Below are 22155 nucleotides of genomic sequence, written 5' to 3' on the forward strand. Positions count from 1 at the left end.
AGGTCTGCTGCGGAGCCGGGGGTTGTGGCCGGTTTTGCGTGAGGGTCATTTCCCGCTCCTCGGGGTTGAGTCTGGTGCCGTTACCGCCTGGGCGGTGAGGCCGGCGTCGTCCGCTTTTGTATTCGCAGCGGAGGAACGCTTCCGACGGCGGCGACTGGCTGCTCCGCGATCATCGCCATTGGTGGCGATACGGCGTGAGATCAGCCAGTTCACGATGCCGAAAAGCAGGATGATCAGAAACAGGAGCCAGGCGATGGTGGAAGCCTTGCCGAAGTTCTGCCGCTGGAAAGCCATCTCCCACAGGTACAGCACGGTGGTCTGGAACTGGCGTGCCGTTCCGCCGGCTGCTACGGGATCGAAGAGCCTTGGCTCGGTAAAGATCTGCAGCCCGCCGATGGTGGCCGTGACAATAACGAACACCATGGTGGGCCGGATGCTCGGCAGCGTGATGCTGAAGAAGCGGCGGACGGAGCCGGCGCCGTCGATTGCTGCGGATTCGTAGATATCGCGCGGTACTGACTGCATGGCGGCCAGGAGGATGAGCGCGTTGTAGCCGGTCCAGCGCCAGTTCACCATGGTGGCGATGGCGATGTGGCTGGGAAGGGTGTCGTTCTTCCACATGATGGGATCGATGCCGAAGCTGGACAGGATGTTGTTGATGAGGCCGTACTGCTCGCCGAACATGTTGGTGAAGATCATGGCGACCGCCACGGGAGTCACAACGTAGGGGAGCAGGATGCTCATGCGCCAGAAGGTCTTGGCGCGCAGATTCTGGTCCAGCACCGCGGCGATGATGGTGGCCATGATCAGCTGGGGGATGGTGGAAATCAGGAAGATGCTGACAGTGTTGAACAGGGAATTCCAGAAGAACCTGTCTTGAAGAACCTCAGCGAAGTTCTGGAATCCCACGAACTCGCCCTGGCCTTTGAGTAGGTGCCAGTCGAAGAGGGAGACGAAGAAGGTGTAGCCCAGGGGAAAGAGGCCTACCAGGGCAAACAGGATGAAAAACGGGGCGATGTAGAGGTACGGGGACGCCTTCATGTCGAGGACGTTGAGGCGCTGCCGGAACGACGGTTTCGGTTTGGTGGCAGCCGTTCTACCGGCGGCCGGGCGGTTCAAGGTGGTGGTCATGGTCGGGTCTCAGACTCTGTGAGGGGGCCTCCGGTTTCCCGGAGGCCCCACGGCCGGGTGCTGCTAGTTGTTGACCACGAGGTCGTTGAGGAGCTTGACGGCTTCATTCCAGGCTTGATCGGCGTTGCCCTTGCCCGAATCGAGCATCTTGAGGGCGGGTCCGAAGACGTTTTCCTGGATCACAGAGTCATCCGGACCCTTGAACTGGGCGATGACACCTTCTGCGCGGGACTCAAAGATGGCGCCGTAGGGAGCGTTGTTGAACAGTTCGTTCGGCTTTGCTGCTTCCACGATCTTCGCCTGTGCTTCGAGGGTGCTCGGGAAGTTGTTCGCTGCAGCGGACTGCTTGATCTGCTGTTCAGGTGCGGTCAGCCATGCTGCCAGCTTGGCTGCTTCGGCGGGGTGCTTGGAGCTCTTGGGGACCGAGAGGAAAGCGCCGCCCCAGTTGGAAGCACCGCCGGGGAAGACGTCGGCTACGTCCCAGCCGCTGGCTGCCCCTCCGCCTGCTGACTCGAGCTGGCCCTTGATGGTGCCGAGCATCCATGCCGGGCAAACGTGCGTGGCGAAGGAGCCGTCCACGAATGCCTTGCCGTTACCCCAGTCGAACTGGGTCTGGTTGGAGGACAGGCCATCGGCAGTGCCGGCAGCGAGCATGTCGAACTTCGCCCGCATTTCCTTGTTGCCCTCGACGTTCAGCTTGCCGTCCTTGGTGTAGTAACCCTCGTCCATCTGGTTGACCATGGAGTTCCAGACGAAGCCGGACTGGTCATACCAGGCTTTGCCTGTGGCCTCTTTGTACTGGCGGCCGAGCTTGAAGTACGTTTCCCAGCTTGCGTCCTTGCCGCCGAACAATTCCGCGACCTTCTCACGGTCGCTCGGCAGGCCTGCTGCCTCGAAGAGCTTGCCGTTGAAGCACAGGGCCTGCGGTCCGATGTCAGTGCCATAACCGATCACACGACCATTGGGGTCTGTGCCCTGCTTGAACTTCCAGTCCACCCAGTTGCCCTTGATGTCCTCGGCGCCGTGCTCCTTGAGGTCCACAAACTGGTCCGAAACCTCCATAATGGAGCCGAGCCAGCCCTCCTCGATGGCCGTGACGTCGCTGAGTCCGGAGCCGGCGGCCAGCTTAGTGAACGCATCGGTCCGGGCGTTGGAACCGCGATCGATGTTGGTGGCCTCGATGGTGACTCCGGGGTTCTGCTTCTCATATTCGGCGTACAGGTCGTCGTATCCGAAAGTGCCGAAGGTGGTCACGGTCAGCGTGACGGGATTGTCTGCGCTCGCCGCTTTGTCGCCTCCGCCGCTGCAGCCGGCCGCCACGAGGGCAAGAGAGGCTACGCCCGCCAGGGCAGTGAATTTCCTTAGTCGCGAAAACTCCACGATCACTCCTTTGTGTGTTCGAGCGACCGTACGCCTATGGCGAGAGAGCGCTCTCTGGGATGTGGGACCAATGTATGTGCTGCAAGTCACGTACGTCAAGAGAGCGCTCTCTGGAGTTGGTTCTGTGTCTTCGTGCGTCGGTGCCGCCGAGGGGTGAGCTCTCATGCTGCCGAGGGGTTAGCTCTCGGGGGTATGGAGGGTTCTTATTACCGAAAGCTCACCCCTCGGTGGGTACTTCCCGCCAACAATCCCGAAGGGTCTGATTGGTGCGAGCAAAGGTAATGGTGCTGCCAGGCTCGAGCTCTGACGGTGTTAGCGTTCAAGGGTGCATTCTGTTGACTATGGGGCGGGAACCCCAATCCTGATCATCCACGGATTCTGCGTTGATCACCGCCTTTTGTTGGGGCTCGACCCCGTGTTCGATGCTCACGGTCAGTGGCGGCGGGTCTATGTGGACTTGCCGGGCATGGGCCAATCCGCGGCAGGACCCGAGATCGATAGCGCGGATGCCGTGGCCGACGCGGTTGTCTCCTTTGCCCGGAAGACCTTCGGTGCCGAAAGGTTCGCTGTCCTCGGAAACTCCTTCGGTGGCATGATCGCCCGTCACCTGGTGGCCGAATTCGGGGAACAGGTACTGGGCCTGGCGCTCCTCTGCCCAGTGGTCATTGCGGATCACGGGTCCCGAACCCTGCCTGCCAAGACAGTGCTCCAAGCAGACCCGACCCTACTGGCCGCCTTGGAACCCGCGGACGCGGCCGACTATGAGGCCATGGCCGTGGTCCAATCTCCCGAGAATTGGTTTCTTTTCCGAGACGCGGCCCTGCCGGGGTTTCGCGTATTCGATCAAGCCGCGATCCAACGGATCTCGAGCAACTACACACTCCGTGCCGAGCCGGAAAGTCGCTTCGCCAACTTTCAAGGACCCGCGCTGATTCTCGCCGGTCGTCAGGACCATGTGGTGGGGTTTGAGGACCAGACTGCGCTGGCGCGCAGCTATGCACAGTCCACCACCGCCGTCCTGGATCGAGCGGGTCACAACGCGCACCTGGACCAGCCGGAGCTAACGGCTGCCCTCCTTTGGGAGTGGCTTGGCCGGGTGGAAAGGTCCATGGGACGCGAGGCCGCGGACTGACGCCTTCAGCTTAACCACGACGGCGGTCCTCGCCCGAGCATTCGGTGAGGACCGCCGTCGTGGTTCAGCTAGCCACGGACATCACGCGTGCTGAACTTGAATCCTGCAAAGGCTACGAGGCCGGCCGTCCAGGTGAACGTTACTATCGCTGCGGTGAGAGTACCCAGGTCCGCGTCCGGGTAGGACCCTGTAACCAAGCCTGGGTCGAACAGCAGAACCCCGGCCACGGTGGGGAGATAGGCAAAGGCCGGAGTCAGCAGGAGCAACATCAGCGACAGTTGTGACACCACAATGAGAGTAAACAGCGGGATCAGCGTCTGCTTGAGCAAGACGCCAAGGGCGAAACCTATGAGGGCTATGGCATCCCAGAAGGCTATGGCACCGACCCAACGGAGAATGAGGCTTGCCGGAACGGTCCCGTTGATCAGCGAAAGCTCGCCAAGTCCGGACTGAGACAGCACACTCAATAGCGGGATAGTCACAACACCCAGCAGTGTGACGAACACTGTCAACGCAGCGCACTTGGCCAAATACAGGCGCTCGCGGTTCGGCGCTGCCACCAAGCTGGTCCGCAGTTGGCCCGACACGTACTCACTTGATGCGGAAATGACGCCAATAACAATGATTCCAATCAGTCCCAAGGCAACCCAATCGAAGCCGACCGTTTCCGGACTCGCGCCAGGAGCCAGGTCCGGGTCATTGGTTCGGAGCGCGTCCCCAACCGGCCCCGCTTGGGACCACCCGATGAGTACGACGCTGAGCCACGTCAGGATTGCGGTGATCCACAGAGACCTTAAAGTGATGAGTTTTGTGAGTTCGGCACGGAACAGGCTGGGTTTACTGGCGGTGGCCACGAGTGAACTCATGCGGCGTTTCCTTTGGTCGCATTGCCGGTCCAATCGAAGTAGGCGGCTTCCAGGTCGTGGTGACCTGCTACCAGATCGCTGGCGTTTCCGGATTGAACAATGCGGCCACCGGAAATGACGACGATGTGGTCAGCGACGTGCTGCACCTCATTGATGAGATGGCTGGAGATAAGGACCGTCTTACCGTTGGCGGCGAGGGTCCGGAGCAGTTCACGGATCCAGCGGATTCCTTCCGGGTCCAGGCCGTTAGTGGGTTCATCAAGAACAATAACGTGCGGATCGCCGAGGAGGGCCGCGGCGATTCCGAGTCTCTGGCCCATACCCAGTGAGTAGGCTCCCACGCGCTTCCGGGCGGCGTCCGAAAGCCCGACGAGCTCCAGAACTTCACGGATCCTGGAAAGCGGAATGCCGTTGGATTGAGCCATCCAGATGAGATGGGCCTTTGCCGTGCGGCCCTTGTGGGCTCCTGAGCCATCGAGCTGGGCTCCCACCGTCCACAGGGGAGCGGTGAGGTCCTGGTAGGGCTTTCCTTCAATGAGAGCGGACCCGCTGTCCGCCCGGTCGAGGCCTAGAAGCAGCCGAAAAGTTGTGGACTTGCCGGCGCCGTTCGGACCGAGGAAGGCGGTGACTTTCCCGGGCTCGGCCGTCAGCGAGACGTCGATGATTCCGTCCGACTGCCCGTATTTCTTGCTCAAATTCTTGATCTCGATCATTGTCTGGTCTCCTTGGGTAGTCGATGTCACTTAGCGGCGAACCGGCTGGCGGCGAAACAGAAGATGCGCGGTGATCAGCGCTGCGGCCACCCAAACCGCGAGGACCACCCCACCCGTCGCGGGCCCTAAGTCGCCCGGCGTAGGAGGCGGAAGCTGGTAGAGCTGGGCTCCCGCCTGATCCGGCAGAAACTTGGCAAGGGGTGTGATGTTCACCAGGTAGGTGGAGACAATGAGGGCCATCGCCAAGACCGTGCCCATGGCCGCCAATCCGCTGCGCAGGACCACCGACAATGCGTAGGTGAATACGGCGATGACGACCCAGTAAAGGATCACGCCCCAAAGGACTCCGGATGTGGCTTGTGGAGTCGCTGCTATCTGGCTGCTTTCGGCTGTGCAGTCGATGGCCACGCAACGAATCCCTGCCGACCCGAACACGCTCAGGACAGCCGTGATAAATGCAGCGGCGACGACCACGACTGCTTTGGCTGCCAACACGGCGCTTCGCTGCGGGAGGCTGATTAAGGTGCTTCGGAGAGAACCGCTGTCCGATTCCTGGTGCATCGACCATGCCGCAAGGAGAATTACCCCGATCTGCCCGTAGTGAAGGATGACCAGAAAAGCGGTTCCTCCTAAGAGTCCGGCTGCCTCTTCCGGCCTGCCAGCCCTATGTGCGGCCGCGATGAGGTTCGTTAGTACCCAGGACAGAAGCACTGTCAGCATGACAGTTCCAACCATGGTGTTGAGGCAAAGCCGCAGGGTGAGGAGCTTGGTGGTTTCGGCCCTGACGGCGCGGGCCATGGTGGTTCGTGACCCCGGCCGCACGCCGAAGGTCGCTATGGAAGATGCTGGCATAACTCAAGTCAATCCGGCTCAGCACTACTTGTCTGTCTGCAGGTGTCGACAGTCGTGGCACCCACTTAGACGGTCGAAGAACCCACCAGTCCGCCCTCGTAGGCGATGACAACCAGTTGGGCCCGATCCCGTGCGCCTAGTTTCGTGAGGATTCGACTCACGTAAGTCCGCACAGTGGTTCGCGTGAGGAACAAGGCGGCCGCAATCTCGTTGTTGGATGCGCCTTGTCCGATGAGGGTCAAGGTTTCGCGTTCGCGGACGGTCAGTCCGCTGATACGGTCGTGTGCGGCCGGGCGCAGGGTGAAGCGGTCTATGAGACGGCGGGTGATCTCCGGGGCGAGTAGGGCGTTCCCTTCATGGGCGGTACGGATTGCCTTGAGGATGTCCGGCAGAGGGGCGTTCTTCAGGAGGAACCCTGATGCTCCGTGGCGGAGTGCTTGGTAGACGTAGTCGTCCAGATCGAAGGTGGTCAGCATAACCAGCCGGGTGCGTGACTTCCGGGAGGCCAGAATGCCTGCAGCCTCAAGCCCGGTCATTCGAGGCATTCGAACATCCATCAGCGCTACGTCGGGTTGATGCTGGATGATGGCTTCCACTGCCTCTGCACCGTCGGCAACCACGGCGGAGACGGTCATGTCCGGTTCATCGCCGATCAATAAGCGCAGTGACGTCCTGATGTGAGCATCGTCGTCTGCGATGAGAACACTGATCTCATTCATCGGGTTTCCACCCTCCCTGCAGTTCCCGGCAGTGAAACAGCCACGCGGTATCCACTGGCATCCCGTCCTGCGTCGAAGGTTCCTCCCAATAACTGAGCCCGTTCACGCATTCCTGTGAGTCCGTGACCGTTCTTGGAAGCCAAAGCTGCCCCCGGGCCGTCGTCGAGGATGATGATTCTCAGGTGGTCGCCCTCGGTCCTGATAGTGATCCGGCAGGTTTGTGCTCCGGAATGACGGATCACGTTGGTGAGGGCTTCCTGAATGATGCGGTAAGCCGTGGTTCGCTGCGCAGCGGGAAGATCCCCGGCGCCTTGATCGGCGTCGATGTGGACTGATATGCCGGCCCGTATGGCCGGCCGGGAGAGTTCCTGCACCAATTCCACGAGTCTTCCCGGTGGGGCCTCATCAGCAGTTTCATCACGTTCCTGAAGCATCAGGACGTGCAATTCACCCAACGCATCCCGGGCATCGGACTCAATTCCTTGCAAGGCGGACCGTAGATCGTCGGTGGTGGATGATTTCACATGCGCTACGACGCCGGCCCGCACTCCGATCCCTCCCAGGGTGTGGGACAGAACATCGTGGATATCGCGGGCGAGGCGGAGCCTTTCCTGAGCCCGGGCATTGCGCTCGGTCTCGTACCGCATGCGTTGAGTGCGGATGCCCAGGACCCATGCCGCACCGATGATGACAGCGCCCAGGATGACCCCCCGAATGCTCGCTTCGGCGCCCTCGGCGGACACCAGAAGCAACCATGCGAACAGAAGAACTTCCAGCGCGACCAGCCACGTGGGAAACAAGCGGGTGCCGAATCGCTCCGCGGCGACGTAGAGACAGAACCCGGTGACCAGGAAAGGATCCTCCGTCATTCCGAAGGCCCATCCCACCGCCGTCACAACGCCGGTCCACACGGCTGCAAGCCAAGGAAACCGTGACCGAAGGCAGAGACCCAGGACAAGCAGTGCGCCAAGGACCAGTTGAACAGGCCTGCCAGGTGGTTCCGGGGGAGCAACGGTGATCCAAAGCCCCGCCACCACAATGAGGCCGATCAATCCGTTCAGCAGGGCGGGGGCGATCGTCCTGCGGAAAACGGAAGAGCGGGTCTGAGTCACAGTCAGTACCCCAACTGCTCCCGCAACGCCGTGAGTTGGTGCGACGACTCCACAGCTTGCTCGTGGTCAACGGACACCAGCGCCTGAACCAGGACATCACTGAGCACAATCGATGGCAACGCCTCAGTGGTCATGCCGGTGGGTGTGTGTGGAGCGAGGATCACGGCGTCGGACAGGTCGTGCAGGGCGGAGTCGGGTTCGTCCGTCAGTAGAACGGTTGACGCACCAACTGAACGTGCTCGCTTAAGCAGCACCTCGACGTCGACCGTTACACGTCCCGGCGCGAAGACGACCACCACGTCCTGGTTCCCAAGTTGGAGCAAATCATCCGCGAGCCGGAAGCCGTCGCTGGAGATGCACCTGGCCCGCCGGCCGATCCTGTTACAGCGCAGGGCCAGGTTGAGGGCGGCAATTCCGGACGCGCCCACACCGTAACTGACAATCGTGGAACCTCTCATGAGGAGTTCGACGGCGGGAGCGATCGCCTCCGCCGGGTCGGCGCTGGAGGCGAGTTCCAGCCTGTCCTTGGCCTCGGACCACACGTTGTGCCAGATGTCTTCGATGCTGGCACCCATGTGGTCGATGCGCTGTTGCATGCGAACTTCCGGCGCCACCGTTGAGGTGAAGGGGGTGGCGATGTCTCTTTTGAGTTCCTGCAATCCGGAGTATTCCAGCGACTGAACCGTTCGGACCACCGTGGCGCTGCTGGTCCCACTCTCGGCGCCGAGTTCCTGCGCGCTCGCGTAGAGAAGACGCTCGGGAGAGCTGTTGGTGAGGAACGTGCTCACTGTCCGCTCGGCCTTGGAGAGCTTGTCCCAATGCTCGCGGACACGACCACGCAGGTTAATCATGCCCTGATTTTTCGTAACGTCTGTTACAGAAGTCACATTGGATGTATTGTTCATTCTAAAGAAGCCCTCACTTGTAACGGTTGTTCCAAAGATACCCCTTCCCGCCGCGGATGACAGTGAGCCCCAACCGAATGAAAGGCCCTACGGATATGAGCAACACATCCTTGCGGATCGTGGAGATCTCCGGACCTCCCCTGGAGCGGGGGAGGCAGTACGGAAACGCTGCCGCAGACCTGATCACCAAAGCCATCGATTTTTACACGGAAGCGTTCCAACAGCAGACGGGACTGACCTGGGAGCAACTGCGCGGGCGGGCCGAGCGCTGGATGGGGCTGTGCACTGACACTGCGCCGGATCTGGTCACGGAAATGCGCGGCATCGCCGAAGGCAGTGGCCGGGACGTCCTGGACATCATGGTGCTGAACCTTCGCGGTGAAATCATCTACGACGCTGGCTTCGCCAAGGCGCCTGAACCCGAAGAGCGCGACAACGTGGACGGGTGCACTTCCTTTGTACTGACCGATGGTGCATCCGGTGATGGCCACATGTACGTCGGCCAAAACTGGGATTGGCGCCACGGAGCACAGGATACCGTGATGATCCTGCGGGTTATTCAGGACCCCAAGCCCACGCTGATCATGCAGGTTGAGGCAGGCCAGATTGGCCGGCACGGAGCGAACTCCGCCGGCATTGCCCTCAACGCCAACGGATTGGGTGGCCGGTTCAACGACGAACTCGGGATGCCGCAGACCTTCATCCGGCGCATGGTGTTGGATCAATCAGAACTTCCGGATGCGTTGAACACGCTCTTCCGCCAGAAGCCCCACATCGCCAGCAACGCCGTGCTGTCCCACCGCTCCGGATTCTCCATTGACGTGGAAACCACCCCGGGAAGCAACGGTTGGATGTACCCGGACACATCCGGGGTGCTGGTGCACGGAAACCACTACGAAGCTTTCATGCCAGTACAACTGGCAGCCACCTACCGTCCGGTCTCCGTGGATTCCCTCTTCCGGGTTCCACAAGCGCGACGGGGGCTGGAACGGGTCCGCACCGCCACAAGCACCGTGCACTCCCGCGAACTTATCAAGTCAGCGATGTCGGACCACCTGGGTTACCCCGAATCCGTGTGCACCCACCCTGACGAGCGCCGCCCCCGTGTCCGACAGTGGTCCACGTTGCTCTCAAGCTGTGTTGACCTCACAAGCGGTGACTACCTGGTCACCAACGGAACCCCGTGCGACCACCACTACGAACAAATGCCCTGGAACCTCTACGACGGGCCCGGTTCTGCCCACGACTCCCTCAACCCCACCATTGCAGAGGTATCACTGTGAAACGCAACGATAGATTCAAGCCTTTTGCCCGGACCGGCGTGATCGCCGGTGCAGCCGCCTTCACTCTGGCGATCAGTGCCTGCAACGCGGCAGGTCCGCAAGCCCAGAGCACCCCCACTGATGTTTCCTTCGGTCCTACAACATCTGAAGCTGCAGGCCCGATCGACTCCTTCACGTGGATGATCACCCAGGAGCCGGCAACGTTCGATCTGGACAAGGACAGCGGTACGGCCGAGAACACCATCATGTCCAATGTCTGCGAACGCCTGATGAAACTCCAGCCAGACCTGACCACCACGCCTCATCTGGCAGAGAGCGCCGAATGGACCTCGGACACCACGGTGGTGTTTACGCTCCGGAAGGACGTGACATTCCACGACGGCACTCCAATGACCGCCGATGACGTGCTCTGGAGCATGCAGCGGCATGCAGCAAAGGGCGCCGACGAATCAGACGAATACGCCAACGTCACCGACATGGCCAAGACGGGCGAAAACCAGATCACCGTCACCCTTAAGCAACGCGACGCCATCTTCCTCCAGGCCATGGCCGGTAACGGCGGTATCGTCCTGAACCGCAAGGTTGTTGAAGCCCAAGGCGCCAACTTCGGGTCGCCGTCGGCTCCTGACGCCTGCTCAGGTCCCCTCAAACTCGAGAAGTGGTCGGCAGGTTCCAACATCACCCTCACCAAGGCCGCTGACTACTGGGACGCTGACAACGCTTCCCTGACCAGCGCCGTGACTTTCCGCTGGGCTGACGACAATGCGATCGTGAATGCCTTGACCAGCGGCGAAGCCCAAGGCGCCTACTTGGACAGCCCTGCCACGGCCGGACCGCTGCAGAAGAGCGACAAGGTCCAGATCGCCCAAGGGCCGTCCACCAACGTCTGGTCGCTCATAGCCACCGAGCGCGGAGCTTTGAACGACGAGCGGATCAGGCAGGCATTGTCGCTGGCCCTCAACCGGCAGGGTGTAGCCCAGGCAGCATTTGGCGGGCTGGCCAAACCCTGGAAGACGCCGGTGGGTCCGGGCGCTTGGGGCTACGAAGAGCCCACGTTCAGCAGCGCCTACGAAGCATTGACCGGCGCACCCACGCAGCCGTCCGAGGAAGACCTGAAGAAGGCGAAGAAACTGGTGCAGGAAGCCGGCGTGCCTGCGGAACCGATCGTTGTTGCCAACAGCGGCGACTCCATCAGGAACGTCATCTCCAGCGCACTTGTTGAAGCAGCGCAGAAGATCGGGCTGACGGCCGAAATCGTCACCATCCCGCGCCAGCAATACGGCGACTTTTACTCGGACGCATCCCTGCGTGCACAAGCAGACCTCTTCTCGGACGAGTACTACATCTCCAAGAACGACCCCGTGGGCTTCTACAAAAACGGGGCCTCCACGGCCCGGGTGAACTTTGTGAAATTCATCGGCGAGGGCTACGACAACAAGGTCAAGGAAGCCCAGGCCACCACCGACGACGCCGCCCGCGCCAAGCTCGCCATCGAACTGGAGAAGCAGTGGACCGACGCCGTGGTCTGGATTCCTGTGGCACACACACCCGCAACCATCGCCATGGCGAAAGACATCACCGGAGCACCGTCGTCGGCATCGTTCCTCTACTACCCGTGGGCCGCGGACGTCGGCAGCAGCAAGAAGTGACGCCATGATCCGTGCAGCAACCCGCATCGCGGGAATGATCCTGACCTTGGTGGTGAGCTCGTTCGTCATCTTCGCCGCGATGTATGCGGCGCCAGGGGACCCGGTCACGTTCCTGATCGGCAACCCGGAGAACATGACGCCTGAGCGCGTTGCCGAAGTGAAGGCGCAGTACAACCTGGATCAACCGCTCATTGTGCAATACGGGCTCTGGGCTTCCCAGGCTTTTGTAGGCAACCTCGGCACGTCGTTCCAATATCACCAGCCAGTGGCTGAGCTGATGGCCACCCGGCTTCCGGCAACACTCGCGTTGGTGGCCATGGCGTCAGTGTTGTTCATCGTGGCCGGTGTTGGCCTGGGCATCCTGTCCGCGCTGCGCCAAGGCAAGCGCACGGACTCCACCATCACGGCAGCCACCACGCTGGCGGCCTCTGTTCCTTCATTCGTCATTGGCCTGCTGCTGGTGTCCATCTTCTCCGTGCAACTGGGATGGTTTCCCGTTTCCGGTGCCGGCGAAGGCTTCTTGGACCGGCTGCACCACCTTGCGCTGCCCGCAGTGGCACTGGCTGTTGGCGCCGTCGCAATTGTCAGCCGGGTGACCCGCCAATCCATGGTGGAGCAAATCTCCATGGACCACGTGGAGGCGGCCCGCAGCTTCGGGCTGGCGCCCGCCAAACTGATCCGCCGGCACGTTCTCCGCAATGCGTGGGGACCCATCCTCACCATGGTGGCGCTTGTGGTGGCCAGCATGCTGGCCGGAACGGTCGTCGTCGAGAGTGTCTTTGGCATTAGCGGCGTCGGCAAGCTGCTGGTGGATGCCATCAACACGCACGACTTCCCCGTGGTGCAGGCCGTGCTCCTCTACATGGTCATCACGTACATGGTGGTGACCACCCTGGTGGACCTGGTCCACCCGCTGCTTGATCCGCGCATCAAGGCAAAGGACAAGAAATCATGAGCTCCCTTTCGACGTCCACGCTGGCGTCCACCCCGGTTATCGGCAGGAAGAAGCGCGACGTTGCCTACCTTCTGAGCCTCGGCTTCCTCATCGTTGTGGTTGTTGCCGCTCTGCTTGCACCGTGGGTGGCCCCGTACGCCGCCAACGCCGTGGACTTCACCGCGATCTGGCAGGCGCCGGGTGCAGCGCACCTGCTCGGTACTGACCAGGTTGGCCAGGACTTGTTCTCCCGGCTCATCCACGGCGCCCGCGAATCGTTGCTCGGACCCCTTGCACTCTTGGCGCTGGCTACGGTGTTCGGGGTGACGATCGGAACCGTCGCGGCCTGGAACGGTGGCTGGATCGATGTCCTCCTGGCGCGCATCACCGATGTCATGTTCGCCTTCCCCGGGCTTTTGTTTGTGGTTTTGGTCATCGCCGTCTTTGGCAAAGGACCCGCGACGGCGATTGTCGCCTTGGCGCTCGCCTACGCACCGGTGATCGCCAAGTTCACGAGGTCGTTGGCGTTGGCCGAGATGGCCCGGCCCTACGTGGATGCCTACCGCGTGCAGGGTGTAGGCGGATTCTTCCTGTGCGTCCGCTACATCATCCCCAACCTGACGCCACCGCTCCTCGGCTATCTTGTGGTGCTGTTCGGCGAAGGCCTCATGAGCCTCGCGACGCTCAGCTTCCTGGGATTCGGCGCACAACCGCCCAGCTCCGAGTGGGGACTCATGGTCCAGGAAGGCCAGTCCGGCATCATCCAAGGCCACATCTGGCCGACGCTGGTTCCCGGCGCCGCCATCGCCGCCGTTGTGGTGGCCGTCAACGTGGTGGGCGTGCGGCTGTCCGACCGCCTGAACTCCCGGTTTGAGAGGTAGGAAAATGCTGCTCGACATAGACAATCTGAGCCTCACCATCACCACGAATGGCCTCAGCCACCAAATCCTGGACCAAGTGAGCCTCTCCGTTGACGCCGGGGAAGTGGTGGGCCTGGTGGGCGAGTCCGGTTCCGGTAAGTCCACCACCGCGCGAGCCGTGCTGAGGCTGTATCCCGAAACGGCCCGCGTCGACGGTTCCATCATGGTGAGTGGGACGGAAGTCCTGTCCGCCTCCAAAGATGAGCTCCACCGCGTTCGATCGTCCGAAGCCGCGATGATCCATCAGGACCCGCGGGCGGCGCTCAACCCGGTGCGGCGGATCGGCGACTCGCTGACTGAGCGGCTGGTCCACGTGCTGGGTGTCAGCCGTTCGGATGCTGCCGCGGCTGGGCTGGAACTCCTTGCCGCTGTGGGGATCCGGCAGCCTGAAGAGCGGATGCGCCAGTACCCGCACGAGCTCTCCGGCGGCATGCTTCAGCGGGTTGTCATTGCCGCGGCGCTCACCGGACAGCCAAAACTGCTGCTGGCAGACGAGGCCACCAGCGCGCTGGACGTGACTACCCAAGCCGAAGTCCTGGCGATCCTGCGGGACCTTCAGACGCAGCGCGGCCTGGGAGTTCTCCTCATCACCCACGACCTCCACCTGGCAGCCGCGTACTGCGACCGCGTGTACGTGATGTACCGCGGGCGGATCGTGGAGGAACTGCGCGGCAACGACCTCTTCCACGGGGCGCAACACGAATACACCCGCCGGCTGTTGTCGGCCGTTCCCGCAATCGGCCACCTCCCCAATACAGAAAGCAGGGCATCATGAGCGAGCACGTCCTCGAGGTCGACGGGCTGCAGAAGGCGTTCCGCGTGGGTGCGGGCAACGTTGTAGCCTGCAACAACGTCAGCTTCGCCATTCCGCCGGGCGGTTCCATGGGGCTGGTGGGGGAGTCGGGGTCCGGGAAGAGCACCATCGCCCGCATGCTGGTGGGACTTGAAACGCCCGACGCCGGCACTATCCACGTGCGGGGACGGCAGCTTGGGACGCGGGAACGGGGACGTGCGGCCCGCCTGCGGCGTGCCAAGGAAATCCAGATGGTGTTCCAGGATCCGTACGGCTCATTGGACCGGCGGCTGACCGTTGCACAGTGTTTGGATCAGGCGATGCGGTTGCATGGGGTTTCTGGTTCTTCGCGTGTTGCTGCGCTGTTGGATCAGGTTGGCTTGCTGGCGAAGCATGGTGACTCCAAGCCGCACCAGCTCAGCGGCGGTCAGCGGCAACGCGTGGCGATTGCCCGGTGCTTGGCCATTGAGCCGTCGGTGATGGTGCTGGACGAGGCTGTGTCCGCGTTGGATGTTTCGGTGCAGGCCCAGATCCTTGCCCTGTTGAACGAGATCCGTTCTTCGTCCGGGATCGCGCTGTTGTTCGTAAGCCACGACCTCGCCGTGGTTTCCGAGGTCACGGACGACGTGCTGGTTATGTACCGGGGGTCGATCCTCGAGCAGGGACCCACGGGGCGGGTGCTGAATGCGCCGGAGCACAGTTACACGAAGCTGCTGATCTCCTCTATGCCTGGGCCGGGGTGGGAACCGAAGGATGTGCTGCAGAGGCGGGCGGCGTTCGAGGCGGAGGTGGGGGTGTGAGGGGGCGTAGTTTGCCGTCAGTTGCTTGATTTGTTCCAGGCAGTGGTTTCCAGTCTGTCGTCGCTTCGAACGCTTTCGATTAGACCCGTGGGTCCACTGACTTTTGTACCTTGCAGGTCATAGTCGGTCCACACGAACCAGGACCGATCAGCAGGCCACCAGTTGGTAGGTGTGAATCGATACCCTTCCACCATCAGAGAAGGAATCGCTCCCAGCGGTCCCTTCCACAGATGAGTCGGTATCGTCAGTCGACCCCGCGGGCAGCATAGCCATGAACGCGAAGATCTCGGTGTCGTATGCGTTGGGTTCGAAAGCAGCGATTGAGTGGATGAGCGCAGCGAAGCTGGCTTGGTCCAGGGATCCCTCCGGGGGCGGTTCGATTGAGAGTGGCCATGAATCAGGCGGAAACCACCTGTGGCAAGGAGGGTAGATGTGCGGGTCGCGCAGGCTATGCCCGGAACGGGCCAAATACTCGCCCCATGTCAGCCGTCTCAAGTCAGGGCCGGGCGTGGACGAATAACCGAGCGGCACCCCGGAATCGGTGGTGGCCTCGTCCAGATTGAAGTCGCCGATCATCGTCGGCTCACCGCCTGCAGCGATACGGCGCTTGTTCTCGTCGTCGTGAGTGCCGGCACCCTCAAGCGTCGGGTTCTCATACATGGCGTGAAGCACCCACACGGAGTCCTGCCAGCCTGTAGGGTCCATTCCCGTCCAGACGTTCTTCTCATGCTCTGCCAGCAACCAGTTGAGCTCGGGGGCAGCGTCCGGAACGTGTGACATTCCTGCCGGTGCCACCCCTACTTCCCCTTCTTCCCCGTCCGCTTAGCCGCAGCGTTCACCGCAGACTTCACCGCAGGCGGCAGCCCCGCCGTCTCGGTCTCCGGCTCGGCCACAGTCCCGCGCCAGCGAGCCAGACCCTTCATGCCGTGGTAGATCACCAGGGCAGCAGCGGAACCAAGGGCAATGCCCGTGAACTTCAGCTCGCCAATGGTCCAGGTGTAGTCAGCAATGCCGATGATCAAAGCCACAGCGGCCGTCGTCAGGTTGATCGGGTTGGAGAAATTGACCTTGTTCTGCACCCAGATCTTGACGCCGAGCACGCCGATCATGCCGTACAGCATGGTCGCGGCACCGCCCAGGACGCCCGGCGGTACGGTCGCAATCAGCTCGCCGAATTTCGGGGAGAAGCTCAGCAGGATGGCGAAGACACCGGCAACCCAGTAGGCCGCCGTCGAGTAGACCTTTGTGGCGGCCATGACGCCGATGTTCTCCGCATATGTCGTGGTACCGGAACCGCCGCCGAACCCGGCAAGAACCGTCGCGGCGCCGTCGGCCATCAGCGCGCGGCCGGAGACGCCGTCGAGGTTCTGGCCTGTCATCGCGGCCACCGACTTCACGTGCCCCACGTTCTCAGCAACGAGCACCAGCACAACCGGCACGAACAGACCCACCACGCCGATGTGGAATTCGGGCGTCTGGAACAGCGGCAGGCCAATCCACGCGGCGGCGTCCATCTTTTCGTAGTTGACCTCGCCCCGCATCATCGCCACGAGGTAACCCACCACAACGCCCACCAGGATGCTCAGGCGCCCCAGAATCCCGCGGAATAGAACGGAAACCAGGATGATCGTGACCAACGTGATCAGTGCGGTAACCGGCGCGAGGTCGAAGTTCGCCTTTGCGGCCGGCGCCAGGTTCAGGCCGATCAGCGCCACGATGGCGCCGGTGACGATCGGCGGCATCAACCGGTTGATCCACTCGGCGCCGAACTTCTGGACCACCGCACCGATAAGCGCCAGTACGACGCCGGCAAGCACCACGCCGCCCAAGGCGCCACTCACGCCGTACTGCTGCTGGGACGCCATGATCGGGGCGATGAACGCGAAGCTCGACCCCAGGTAGCTGGGCACGCGGCCCTTGGTGATCACCAGGAACAGCAGGGTGCCGATACCCGAGAAGAGCAGGGTGGTGGCCGGAGGCATGCCCGTGATGATGGGGACCAGGAAGGTCGCGCCGAACATAGCCACCACGTGCTGCATGCCGATGCCGATGGTCAGGGGCCACGCCAGCCGCTCGTCGGGTGCCACCACGTGGCCGGGCCGGACGGACTTGCCGTTGCCGTGGAGCTTCCATTTCATGCCGAGCATGCTCATGGCGGGGCCTTCCTCAGAAGAGTGTTGGGATTCGGTGCAACATTACCGCCATTGCGGGGCCTGCTCTACGCGCCTCGCGCGGTGAATAACGCGCCAAGCGGGCCTCACAACGCAAGGAAACGACACGCGGAGTCACGCTGTGTGCTCAACGTCACGGGCCGTCACGGGAAGAGGACAACGGAAGTTGAAGTTGCAACCATGGAAAGCAGAAGTGCCCGGCCGGCTCAGGGTCAGGCCCAGCGAAAGGTTCACCAAATGACGATTGCCCACGAAGAAGCAGTCATTGACGCCGCAGCAGTCGACGCCATTTTTGCCGAAGCCCGTACCGCCAACAGCTTTGCCGGCGAGGTCACCGAAGAGCAGGCCCGCGCCATCTACGAGCTCACCAAGTTCGGCCCCACCGCTTTCAACTCCCAGCCGCTCCGCGTGACCTACGTCCGCTCTGATGAGGCCCGCGCCAAGCTGGTGGACACCCTCTCCAACGGCAACAAGGCCAAGACCGCCTCCGCCCCGCTGGTCGCCATCCTCTCTTACGACACCGACTGGCAGGGTCAGTGGGACAAGTTCCTGCCCGCTTACGGCGCGCCCAAGGCCATGTACGACGCCGATCCCGCTTTCGCCGCTGCTACGGGCAACAACAACGCTCATTTGCAGGCCGGCTACTTCATCCTGGCCGTGCGCTCGCTCGGTTTCGCCGCTGGCCCGATGACCGGCGCCGACTTCTCCGCCATCGACGCCGAGTTCTTCCCGGCCGGCGACCAGAAGAGCTTCCTCGTGGTCAACATCGGCCACCCAGGCCCCGACGCCTGGGGCGAAGCCAAGCCGAAGTTCGCATACGACGACGTTGTTCGCACTGTCTAAGACCTCACATTGCAAAAAACGCCCGCTCACAGGAATGTGGGCGGGCGTTTTGCATTGCCGGCGGCTTGAGGCCGACGCTCTTTCAGGTCCCTCGGGTTTGCAGCCAACGCTCTCTCATGTCCCTCGGGTTTGCGGCCGACGCTCTCTCACTCCCGCTCGGATCGATTTCCCCGATCCCGATGATCTGCCGCTCTGATGACTCAGCGGACGAGTAGGGTCACCGCCACGATCACTACGGCGGCCACAAGCAGCAGTATGAGTAAAACCATGACGTGCCAAGCCTCTAGCCTCACATTCCCCCAGCGTTGCATGTCCTTCCCTCGACCCTAGGGATGTGAGAGAGGGTTGGCCGGAAGCCCGAGGGGTGTGAGAGAGGGTTGGCCGGAAGCCCGAGGGGTGTGAGAGAGGGTTGGCCGGAAGCCCGAGGGGTGTGAGAGAGGGTTGGCCGGAAGCCCGAGGGGTGTGAGAGAGGGTTGGCCGGAAGCCCGAGGGATGTGAGAGAGGGTTGGTCGGCGGGTGGCAAACTAATGCCTATGCGGAACCTCATCTGGGTGGCGTTCACGGAGCCCGTCTCTCCGGGGCTGGTTTTTCCGCGCAGCGACTGGCCGCTGCACATCACGCTGTTAAGGTTCGACGTCGGGACTGACGTGAGTGCCGACGTCGCCGGTGTATTGGCGGACTTGGCCGAAGCACCCGTCAAGGGAGCGCTGGGTGCGCAGCTGCGGGTGGGCGGAGAGGCGGGTTTCGGGCATATGGGGTCCATCCCGGTCAGTCTCATCGAGCACAACCCGCTGCTTCAGGGGCTGCACGAAGAGATTGTCGAGGCAGCAAAGGCAGCAGGCGGGCGCATCGCCACCCCCAACTACATCCTGGACCACTACAGGCCGCACATCTCGCACCACGACGGCAAGCGACCCAAGTCCGGAGACGTCGTCGTGCTTGACCACGTAGCGCTGGTGGACATGGCGCCCGAAGGTGACCACACCATCCGCCGAGTCCTTAGGCTCTGGACGCAGGACGCGGAAGGCGATTGAAGACGCGGAAACGGGCTGAGGACACTCGAATTCAGGTGTCCTCAGCCCGTTTCGGTGGCGCCAGCAGATATGCGCGTCGCCGGCGTCGCAAGCTGGGCGGTACTAGGCGATAACCCCGTCCACCAGCGCCTTGGCCTCTTCCTGCACCTGCTTCAAGTGGTCCGCGCCCTTGAAGGACTCGGCGTAGATCTTGTAAACGTCCTCGGTACCGGAGGGGCGGGCCGCGAACCAGGCGTTCTCGGTGACCACTTTCAGGCCGCCGATCGAAGCGCCGTTGCCGGGTGCCTCGGTGAGCTTGGCCGTAATGTCCTCGCCTGCAAGGGACGTGGCGGTGACATCAGCGGCGGAGAGCTTGCCCAGCTTGGACTTCTGCTCGCGCGTGGCGGCGGCGTCGATGCGAGCGTAAACGGGTGCTCCGAACTGGTCCGTCAGTCCCTTGTACAGCTGTGAAGGAGAGGACCCCGTGACGGCGGTGATCTCCGAGGCCAGGAGGGCCAGCAGGATGCCGTCCTTGTCCGTGGTCCAGACGCTGCCGTCGAGCTTGTTGAAGGAAGCGCCGGCGGATTCCTCGCCACCGAAGGCGCCTTCGCCGGACAGCAGGCCCGGAACAAACCACTTGAAGCCCACGGGAACCTCAACCAGCTTGCGGCCTAGTCCACCGGCAACGCGGTCGATGATCGAGGAGGAAACCAGCGTCTTGCCCACCACGGATTCCGGGTTCCAGCCGCTGCGGTTCCGGTACAGGTAGTCGATGGCGACAGCCAGATAGTGGTTCGGGTTCATCAAGCCACCGTCCGGTGTCACGATTCCGTGGCGGTCGGCGTCGGCGTCGTTACCTGTGGCGACGTCATAAGCGGCGGTGCCATCAGCACCAACGGCCATCCGCTTGATCAGGGACGCCATGGCCGACGGCGACGAGCAATCCATGCGGATCTTCTCGTCCCAGTCGAGGGTCATGAACGCCCACTGTGGATCGACTGTGGGGTTCACAACGGTGAGGTTGAGCTGATGGCGCTCGCCGATCTCGCCCCAATAATCCACGGAGGCGCCGCCCATGGGGTCGGCTCCGATGCGGACACCGGCGTTGCGGATGGCGTCGAGGTTCAGCACCGAGGGGAGATCGTCCACGTAGCTGCTGAGGAAGTCGAACTTGCCGGTGGTGTCAGCACTCAGGGCATCGTTCAACGGGATGCGCTTGACCCCACGGAGGCCATTTTCCAGAAGCTGGTTGGCGCGGTCGGCGATCCATCCGGTGGCATCCGTGTCAGCAGGGCCGCCGTGGGGAGGGTTGTATTTGAAGCCGCCGTCGCCGGGAGGGTTGTGGCTGGGAGTGACCACGATGCCGTCGGCCTGGGGGGTGCCTGGCGCCGCTTCGCGGTTGTACTTGAGGATCGCGTGGCTCAAAGCCGGGGTGGGAGTGTAGCCGTGGCGGGCGTCCACCAGGACGGTCACGCCGTTGGCGGCGAGCACCTCCAAGGCGGAGTTCTGCGCCGGCTCGCTGAGGGCGTGGGTGTCACGACCAATGAACAGCGGGCCGGTGATGCCCTGGCGTCCACGGTATTCAACGATTGCCTGCGTGATCGCGAGGATGTGCGGCTCGTTGAAGGATGCCTTCAAGCTGGATCCGCGGTGTCCCGACGTTCCAAACGCCACACGCTGCGCGGGATCACCCAAGTCCGGAGCTACGTCGAAATACGCGTCCAGCAGGGCTGTGATGTCAACAAGGTCCTGGGGAAGGGCAACTGTGCCCGCTCGGCTAGCCATGGGGTCCAGCATGCCAGACCCTCGCGGCTGCTGACAGGAAATGACCGTGTTGAGCGCCCTGTGACGCCGAAAGGCACCAAACTTGCCGCGACCGAAGCCCAGCGACGCGAAGATTAAGCGTTCGTTCAGCGGCGGGTGGTATGGCAGAAAAATGCTCCGGCCCGGTTGGTGAACCGGGCCGGAGCGGTCCAAAACCAGTGCTAGACGGCCGTGTAACCGCCATCGACCAGCACGTAGGAGCCGGTCATGAAGCTGGCCTTGTCGGAGAGGAGGAACGTGGTGACGTTCGCGATCTCATCGGCCTTACCCAAACGACCCAGCGGGTGTTTGGCCTCGAGCCCGTTGATGACTTCCTTCGGGGCGGCGGCCAGCAAGGGAGTGTCGATGTAGCCAGGGCCGATTGCGTTGACGCGGAGACCCTGCGCGCCGTATTCGGCAGCAGCGTTCTTGGTCAAGCCCACCACGGCGTGCTTGGCAGCGGTGTAGGCGGCGTTGCCGGGGGCAGCGACGGCGCCATGGATCGAGGCCATGTTCACAATGGCGCCTTCGGAAGCGCCAGCGGCCAGGATGGCCGGGATCTGGTAACGCATGCCGTACAGGACGCCGCTCAGGTTGATGGCGATGACCCGGTCCCAATCCTCGATATCGACGTCGCCCACCGGAGCGCTTGCCCCGCCGATGCCCGCGTTGTTCACGGCGTAGTTGAGGGCGCCGTACGTCTCCACGGCAAAGTCGACCGCCTTCTTGCTGTCCTCGGCCACGGCAGTGTTGGCCTGGAACGGAACTGCAGTGCCGCCGTCGGCCGTGATCTGGTTGGCCACGCGGGTGGCGGCGTCGAGGTTGACGTCAGTAACTACTACCTTGACGCCGTTCTTGGCGAGGTCCTTGCTGATCGCTTCCCCAAGCCCTGAGCCGCCGCCGGTGACGAGCGCGGTCTTGCCTTCGAAGTTACCCATGATTCCTCCTTCGCGGGACGGATCCCGCCGATTTACTTGGTGAGCGCTGCTTAAGTCGCTACTCCTATAAACCGAGTCCGACTCGAGAATATTCCATGCTTATGCATGAATCTTTGCGGATGGGTTGTTATGCCCATGCCATCAATGCGCGCTACCTTATGCGGCGCCCCGGACGGCGGTAGTGTTGGGAGCAAAGAC

General features: G+C 62.5%; 21 protein-coding genes. 9 read left to right on the forward strand and 12 right to left on the reverse strand.

What is annotated here, in order from left to right; all coding sequences use genetic code 11:
* Positions 1 to 45 precede the first annotated feature (45 nt).
* Both AYX22_RS00785 and AYX22_RS00790 read right to left on the reverse strand, forming a co-directional pair.
* Positions 46 to 1131, reverse strand: coding sequence for a sugar ABC transporter permease (locus AYX22_RS00785; RefSeq protein ID WP_207595675.1), 1086 nt, complete (start codon positions 1129 to 1131; stop codon positions 46 to 48).
* A gap of 63 nt (positions 1132 to 1194) precedes the next feature.
* The gene (locus AYX22_RS00790) at positions 1195 to 2511 is read right to left on the reverse strand and encodes an extracellular solute-binding protein (RefSeq protein ID WP_207595676.1); all 1317 of its coding nucleotides are present in this window, start codon (positions 2509 to 2511) and stop codon (positions 1195 to 1197) included.
* Between the two features lie 325 nt (positions 2512 to 2836).
* Between AYX22_RS00790 and AYX22_RS00795 the strand changes: the two genes are divergently transcribed.
* Positions 2837 to 3643: an alpha/beta fold hydrolase gene (locus AYX22_RS00795; RefSeq protein ID WP_207595677.1), complete on the forward strand. Its 807-nt coding sequence runs from the start codon at positions 2837 to 2839 to the stop codon at positions 3641 to 3643.
* A gap of 68 nt (positions 3644 to 3711) precedes the next feature.
* Here AYX22_RS00795 and AYX22_RS00800 read toward each other — a convergent pair whose 3' ends face one another.
* From AYX22_RS00800 to AYX22_RS00825, 6 genes are all read right to left on the reverse strand, one after another.
* Positions 3712 to 4509: a hypothetical protein gene (locus AYX22_RS00800; RefSeq protein WP_207595678.1), complete on the reverse strand. Its 798-nt coding sequence runs from the start codon at positions 4507 to 4509 to the stop codon at positions 3712 to 3714.
* Positions 4506 to 5222, reverse strand: coding sequence for an ATP-binding cassette domain-containing protein (locus AYX22_RS00805; RefSeq protein WP_207595679.1), 717 nt, complete (start codon positions 5220 to 5222; stop codon positions 4506 to 4508). Before AYX22_RS00805 ends, AYX22_RS00800 begins: the two co-directional genes overlap by 4 nt.
* A gap of 30 nt (positions 5223 to 5252) precedes the next feature.
* Complete coding sequence (locus AYX22_RS00810; protein ID WP_207595680.1) at positions 5253 to 6074, reverse strand: hypothetical protein; 822 nt, start codon at positions 6072 to 6074, stop codon at positions 5253 to 5255.
* 65 nt (positions 6075 to 6139) lie between these two features.
* Positions 6140 to 6793 carry a response regulator transcription factor gene (locus tag AYX22_RS00815; protein WP_207595681.1) on the reverse strand — a complete coding sequence of 218 codons (654 nt, stop codon included), beginning with the start codon at positions 6791 to 6793 and terminating at the stop codon, positions 6140 to 6142.
* Positions 6790 to 7905 carry a sensor histidine kinase gene (locus tag AYX22_RS00820; RefSeq protein ID WP_207595682.1) on the reverse strand — a complete coding sequence of 372 codons (1116 nt, stop codon included), beginning with the start codon at positions 7903 to 7905 and terminating at the stop codon, positions 6790 to 6792. Before AYX22_RS00820 ends, AYX22_RS00815 begins: the two co-directional genes overlap by 4 nt.
* Before the next feature lie 2 nt (positions 7906 to 7907).
* A complete protein-coding gene (locus AYX22_RS00825; RefSeq protein WP_207595683.1) occupies positions 7908 to 8756 on the reverse strand; it encodes a MurR/RpiR family transcriptional regulator in 849 nt (282 codons plus the stop codon).
* A gap of 149 nt (positions 8757 to 8905) precedes the next feature.
* Between AYX22_RS00825 and AYX22_RS00830 the strand changes: the two genes are divergently transcribed.
* From AYX22_RS00830 to AYX22_RS00855, 6 genes are read left to right on the forward strand one after another with little or no spacing between them, the layout of a single operon-like run.
* Positions 8906 to 10093 (forward strand): C45 family peptidase, encoded by a 1188-nt coding sequence (locus AYX22_RS00830; protein ID WP_207595684.1) that lies wholly within the window; start codon positions 8906 to 8908, stop codon positions 10091 to 10093.
* Positions 10090 to 11742, forward strand: a complete 1653-nt coding sequence (locus tag AYX22_RS00835; protein ID WP_207595685.1) for an ABC transporter substrate-binding protein — start codon at positions 10090 to 10092, stop codon at positions 11740 to 11742. Before AYX22_RS00830 ends, AYX22_RS00835 begins: the two co-directional genes overlap by 4 nt.
* A 4-nt stretch (positions 11743 to 11746) precedes the next feature.
* Positions 11747 to 12697, forward strand: coding sequence for an ABC transporter permease (locus AYX22_RS00840; protein ID WP_207595686.1), 951 nt, complete (start codon positions 11747 to 11749; stop codon positions 12695 to 12697).
* Positions 12694 to 13557: an ABC transporter permease gene (locus AYX22_RS00845; RefSeq protein WP_207595687.1), complete on the forward strand. Its 864-nt coding sequence runs from the start codon at positions 12694 to 12696 to the stop codon at positions 13555 to 13557. The genes AYX22_RS00840 and AYX22_RS00845 overlap by 4 nt, the downstream gene beginning before the upstream one ends.
* Before the next feature lie 4 nt (positions 13558 to 13561).
* Complete coding sequence (locus AYX22_RS00850; protein ID WP_207595688.1) at positions 13562 to 14371, forward strand: ABC transporter ATP-binding protein; 810 nt, start codon at positions 13562 to 13564, stop codon at positions 14369 to 14371.
* Positions 14368 to 15189 (forward strand): ATP-binding cassette domain-containing protein, encoded by an 822-nt coding sequence (locus AYX22_RS00855; protein ID WP_207595689.1) that lies wholly within the window; start codon positions 14368 to 14370, stop codon positions 15187 to 15189. Before AYX22_RS00850 ends, AYX22_RS00855 begins: the two co-directional genes overlap by 4 nt.
* A 147-nt stretch (positions 15190 to 15336) precedes the next feature.
* On the opposite strand, the gene AYX22_RS00860 is transcribed toward AYX22_RS00855, so the two are convergent.
* On the reverse strand, positions 15337 to 15984 hold the full coding sequence (locus AYX22_RS00860) for a hypothetical protein (protein WP_207595690.1): 648 nt from the start codon (positions 15982 to 15984) through the stop codon (positions 15337 to 15339).
* A gap of 2 nt (positions 15985 to 15986) precedes the next feature.
* Positions 15987 to 17342 carry a solute carrier family 23 protein gene (locus tag AYX22_RS00865; protein WP_207595691.1) on the reverse strand — a complete coding sequence of 452 codons (1356 nt, stop codon included), beginning with the start codon at positions 17340 to 17342 and terminating at the stop codon, positions 15987 to 15989.
* A 255-nt stretch (positions 17343 to 17597) separates the two neighbouring features.
* Here AYX22_RS00865 and AYX22_RS00870 point away from each other — a divergent pair, with 255 nt between their 5' ends.
* Together AYX22_RS00870 and AYX22_RS00875 are read left to right on the forward strand one after the other, a co-directional pair.
* Positions 17598 to 18203, forward strand: coding sequence for a malonic semialdehyde reductase (locus AYX22_RS00870; RefSeq protein ID WP_207595692.1), 606 nt, complete (start codon positions 17598 to 17600; stop codon positions 18201 to 18203).
* A gap of 533 nt (positions 18204 to 18736) precedes the next feature.
* Complete coding sequence (locus AYX22_RS00875; RefSeq protein WP_207595693.1) at positions 18737 to 19237, forward strand: 2'-5' RNA ligase family protein; 501 nt, start codon at positions 18737 to 18739, stop codon at positions 19235 to 19237.
* Between the two features lie 102 nt (positions 19238 to 19339).
* Here the strand turns inward: AYX22_RS00875 and pgm are convergent, their stop codons facing one another.
* Together pgm and AYX22_RS00885 are read right to left on the reverse strand one after the other, a co-directional pair.
* Positions 19340 to 21001: a phosphoglucomutase (alpha-D-glucose-1,6-bisphosphate-dependent) gene (gene pgm, locus AYX22_RS00880; RefSeq protein ID WP_242703470.1), complete on the reverse strand. Its 1662-nt coding sequence runs from the start codon at positions 20999 to 21001 to the stop codon at positions 19340 to 19342.
* Between the two features lie 200 nt (positions 21002 to 21201).
* Positions 21202 to 21957 (reverse strand): glucose 1-dehydrogenase, encoded by a 756-nt coding sequence (locus AYX22_RS00885; RefSeq protein ID WP_207595695.1) that lies wholly within the window; start codon positions 21955 to 21957, stop codon positions 21202 to 21204.
* Positions 21958 to 22155: the final 198 nt, after the last annotated feature.

Origin of the sequence: Arthrobacter sp. D5-1, from assembly GCF_017357425.1 — a bacterium.
GTDB lineage: Bacteria > Actinomycetota > Actinomycetes > Actinomycetales > Micrococcaceae > Arthrobacter.

Coding starts and splice junctions, on each gene's coding strand:
- AYX22_RS00785 (WP_207595675.1), bottom strand. CDS start 1,131: ATGACCACCACCTTGAACCGCCCGGCCGCCGGTAGAACGGCTGCCACC.
- AYX22_RS00800 (WP_207595678.1), bottom strand. CDS start 4,509: ATGAGTTCACTCGTGGCCACCGCCAGTAAACCCAGCCTGTTCCGTGCC.
- AYX22_RS00805 (WP_207595679.1), bottom strand. CDS start 5,222: ATGATCGAGATCAAGAATTTGAGCAAGAAATACGGGCAGTCGGACGGA.
- AYX22_RS00810 (WP_207595680.1), bottom strand. CDS start 6,074: ATGCCAGCATCTTCCATAGCGACCTTCGGCGTGCGGCCGGGGTCACGA.
- AYX22_RS00815 (WP_207595681.1), bottom strand. CDS start 6,793: ATGAATGAGATCAGTGTTCTCATCGCAGACGACGATGCTCACATCAGG.
- AYX22_RS00825 (WP_207595683.1), bottom strand. CDS start 8,756: ATGATTAACCTGCGTGGTCGTGTCCGCGAGCATTGGGACAAGCTCTCC.
- AYX22_RS00830 (WP_207595684.1), top strand. CDS start 8,906: ATGAGCAACACATCCTTGCGGATCGTGGAGATCTCCGGACCTCCCCTG.
- AYX22_RS00840 (WP_207595686.1), top strand. CDS start 11,747: ATGATCCGTGCAGCAACCCGCATCGCGGGAATGATCCTGACCTTGGTG.
- AYX22_RS00845 (WP_207595687.1), top strand. CDS start 12,694: ATGAGCTCCCTTTCGACGTCCACGCTGGCGTCCACCCCGGTTATCGGC.
- AYX22_RS00850 (WP_207595688.1), top strand. CDS start 13,562: ATGCTGCTCGACATAGACAATCTGAGCCTCACCATCACCACGAATGGC.
- AYX22_RS00855 (WP_207595689.1), top strand. CDS start 14,368: ATGAGCGAGCACGTCCTCGAGGTCGACGGGCTGCAGAAGGCGTTCCGC.
- AYX22_RS00865 (WP_207595691.1), bottom strand. CDS start 17,342: ATGAGCATGCTCGGCATGAAATGGAAGCTCCACGGCAACGGCAAGTCC.
- AYX22_RS00870 (WP_207595692.1), top strand. CDS start 17,598: ATGACGATTGCCCACGAAGAAGCAGTCATTGACGCCGCAGCAGTCGAC.
- AYX22_RS00875 (WP_207595693.1), top strand. CDS start 18,737: ATGCGGAACCTCATCTGGGTGGCGTTCACGGAGCCCGTCTCTCCGGGG.
- pgm (WP_242703470.1), bottom strand. CDS start 21,001: ATGGCTAGCCGAGCGGGCACAGTTGCCCTTCCCCAGGACCTTGTTGAC.
- AYX22_RS00885 (WP_207595695.1), bottom strand. CDS start 21,957: ATGGGTAACTTCGAAGGCAAGACCGCGCTCGTCACCGGCGGCGGCTCA.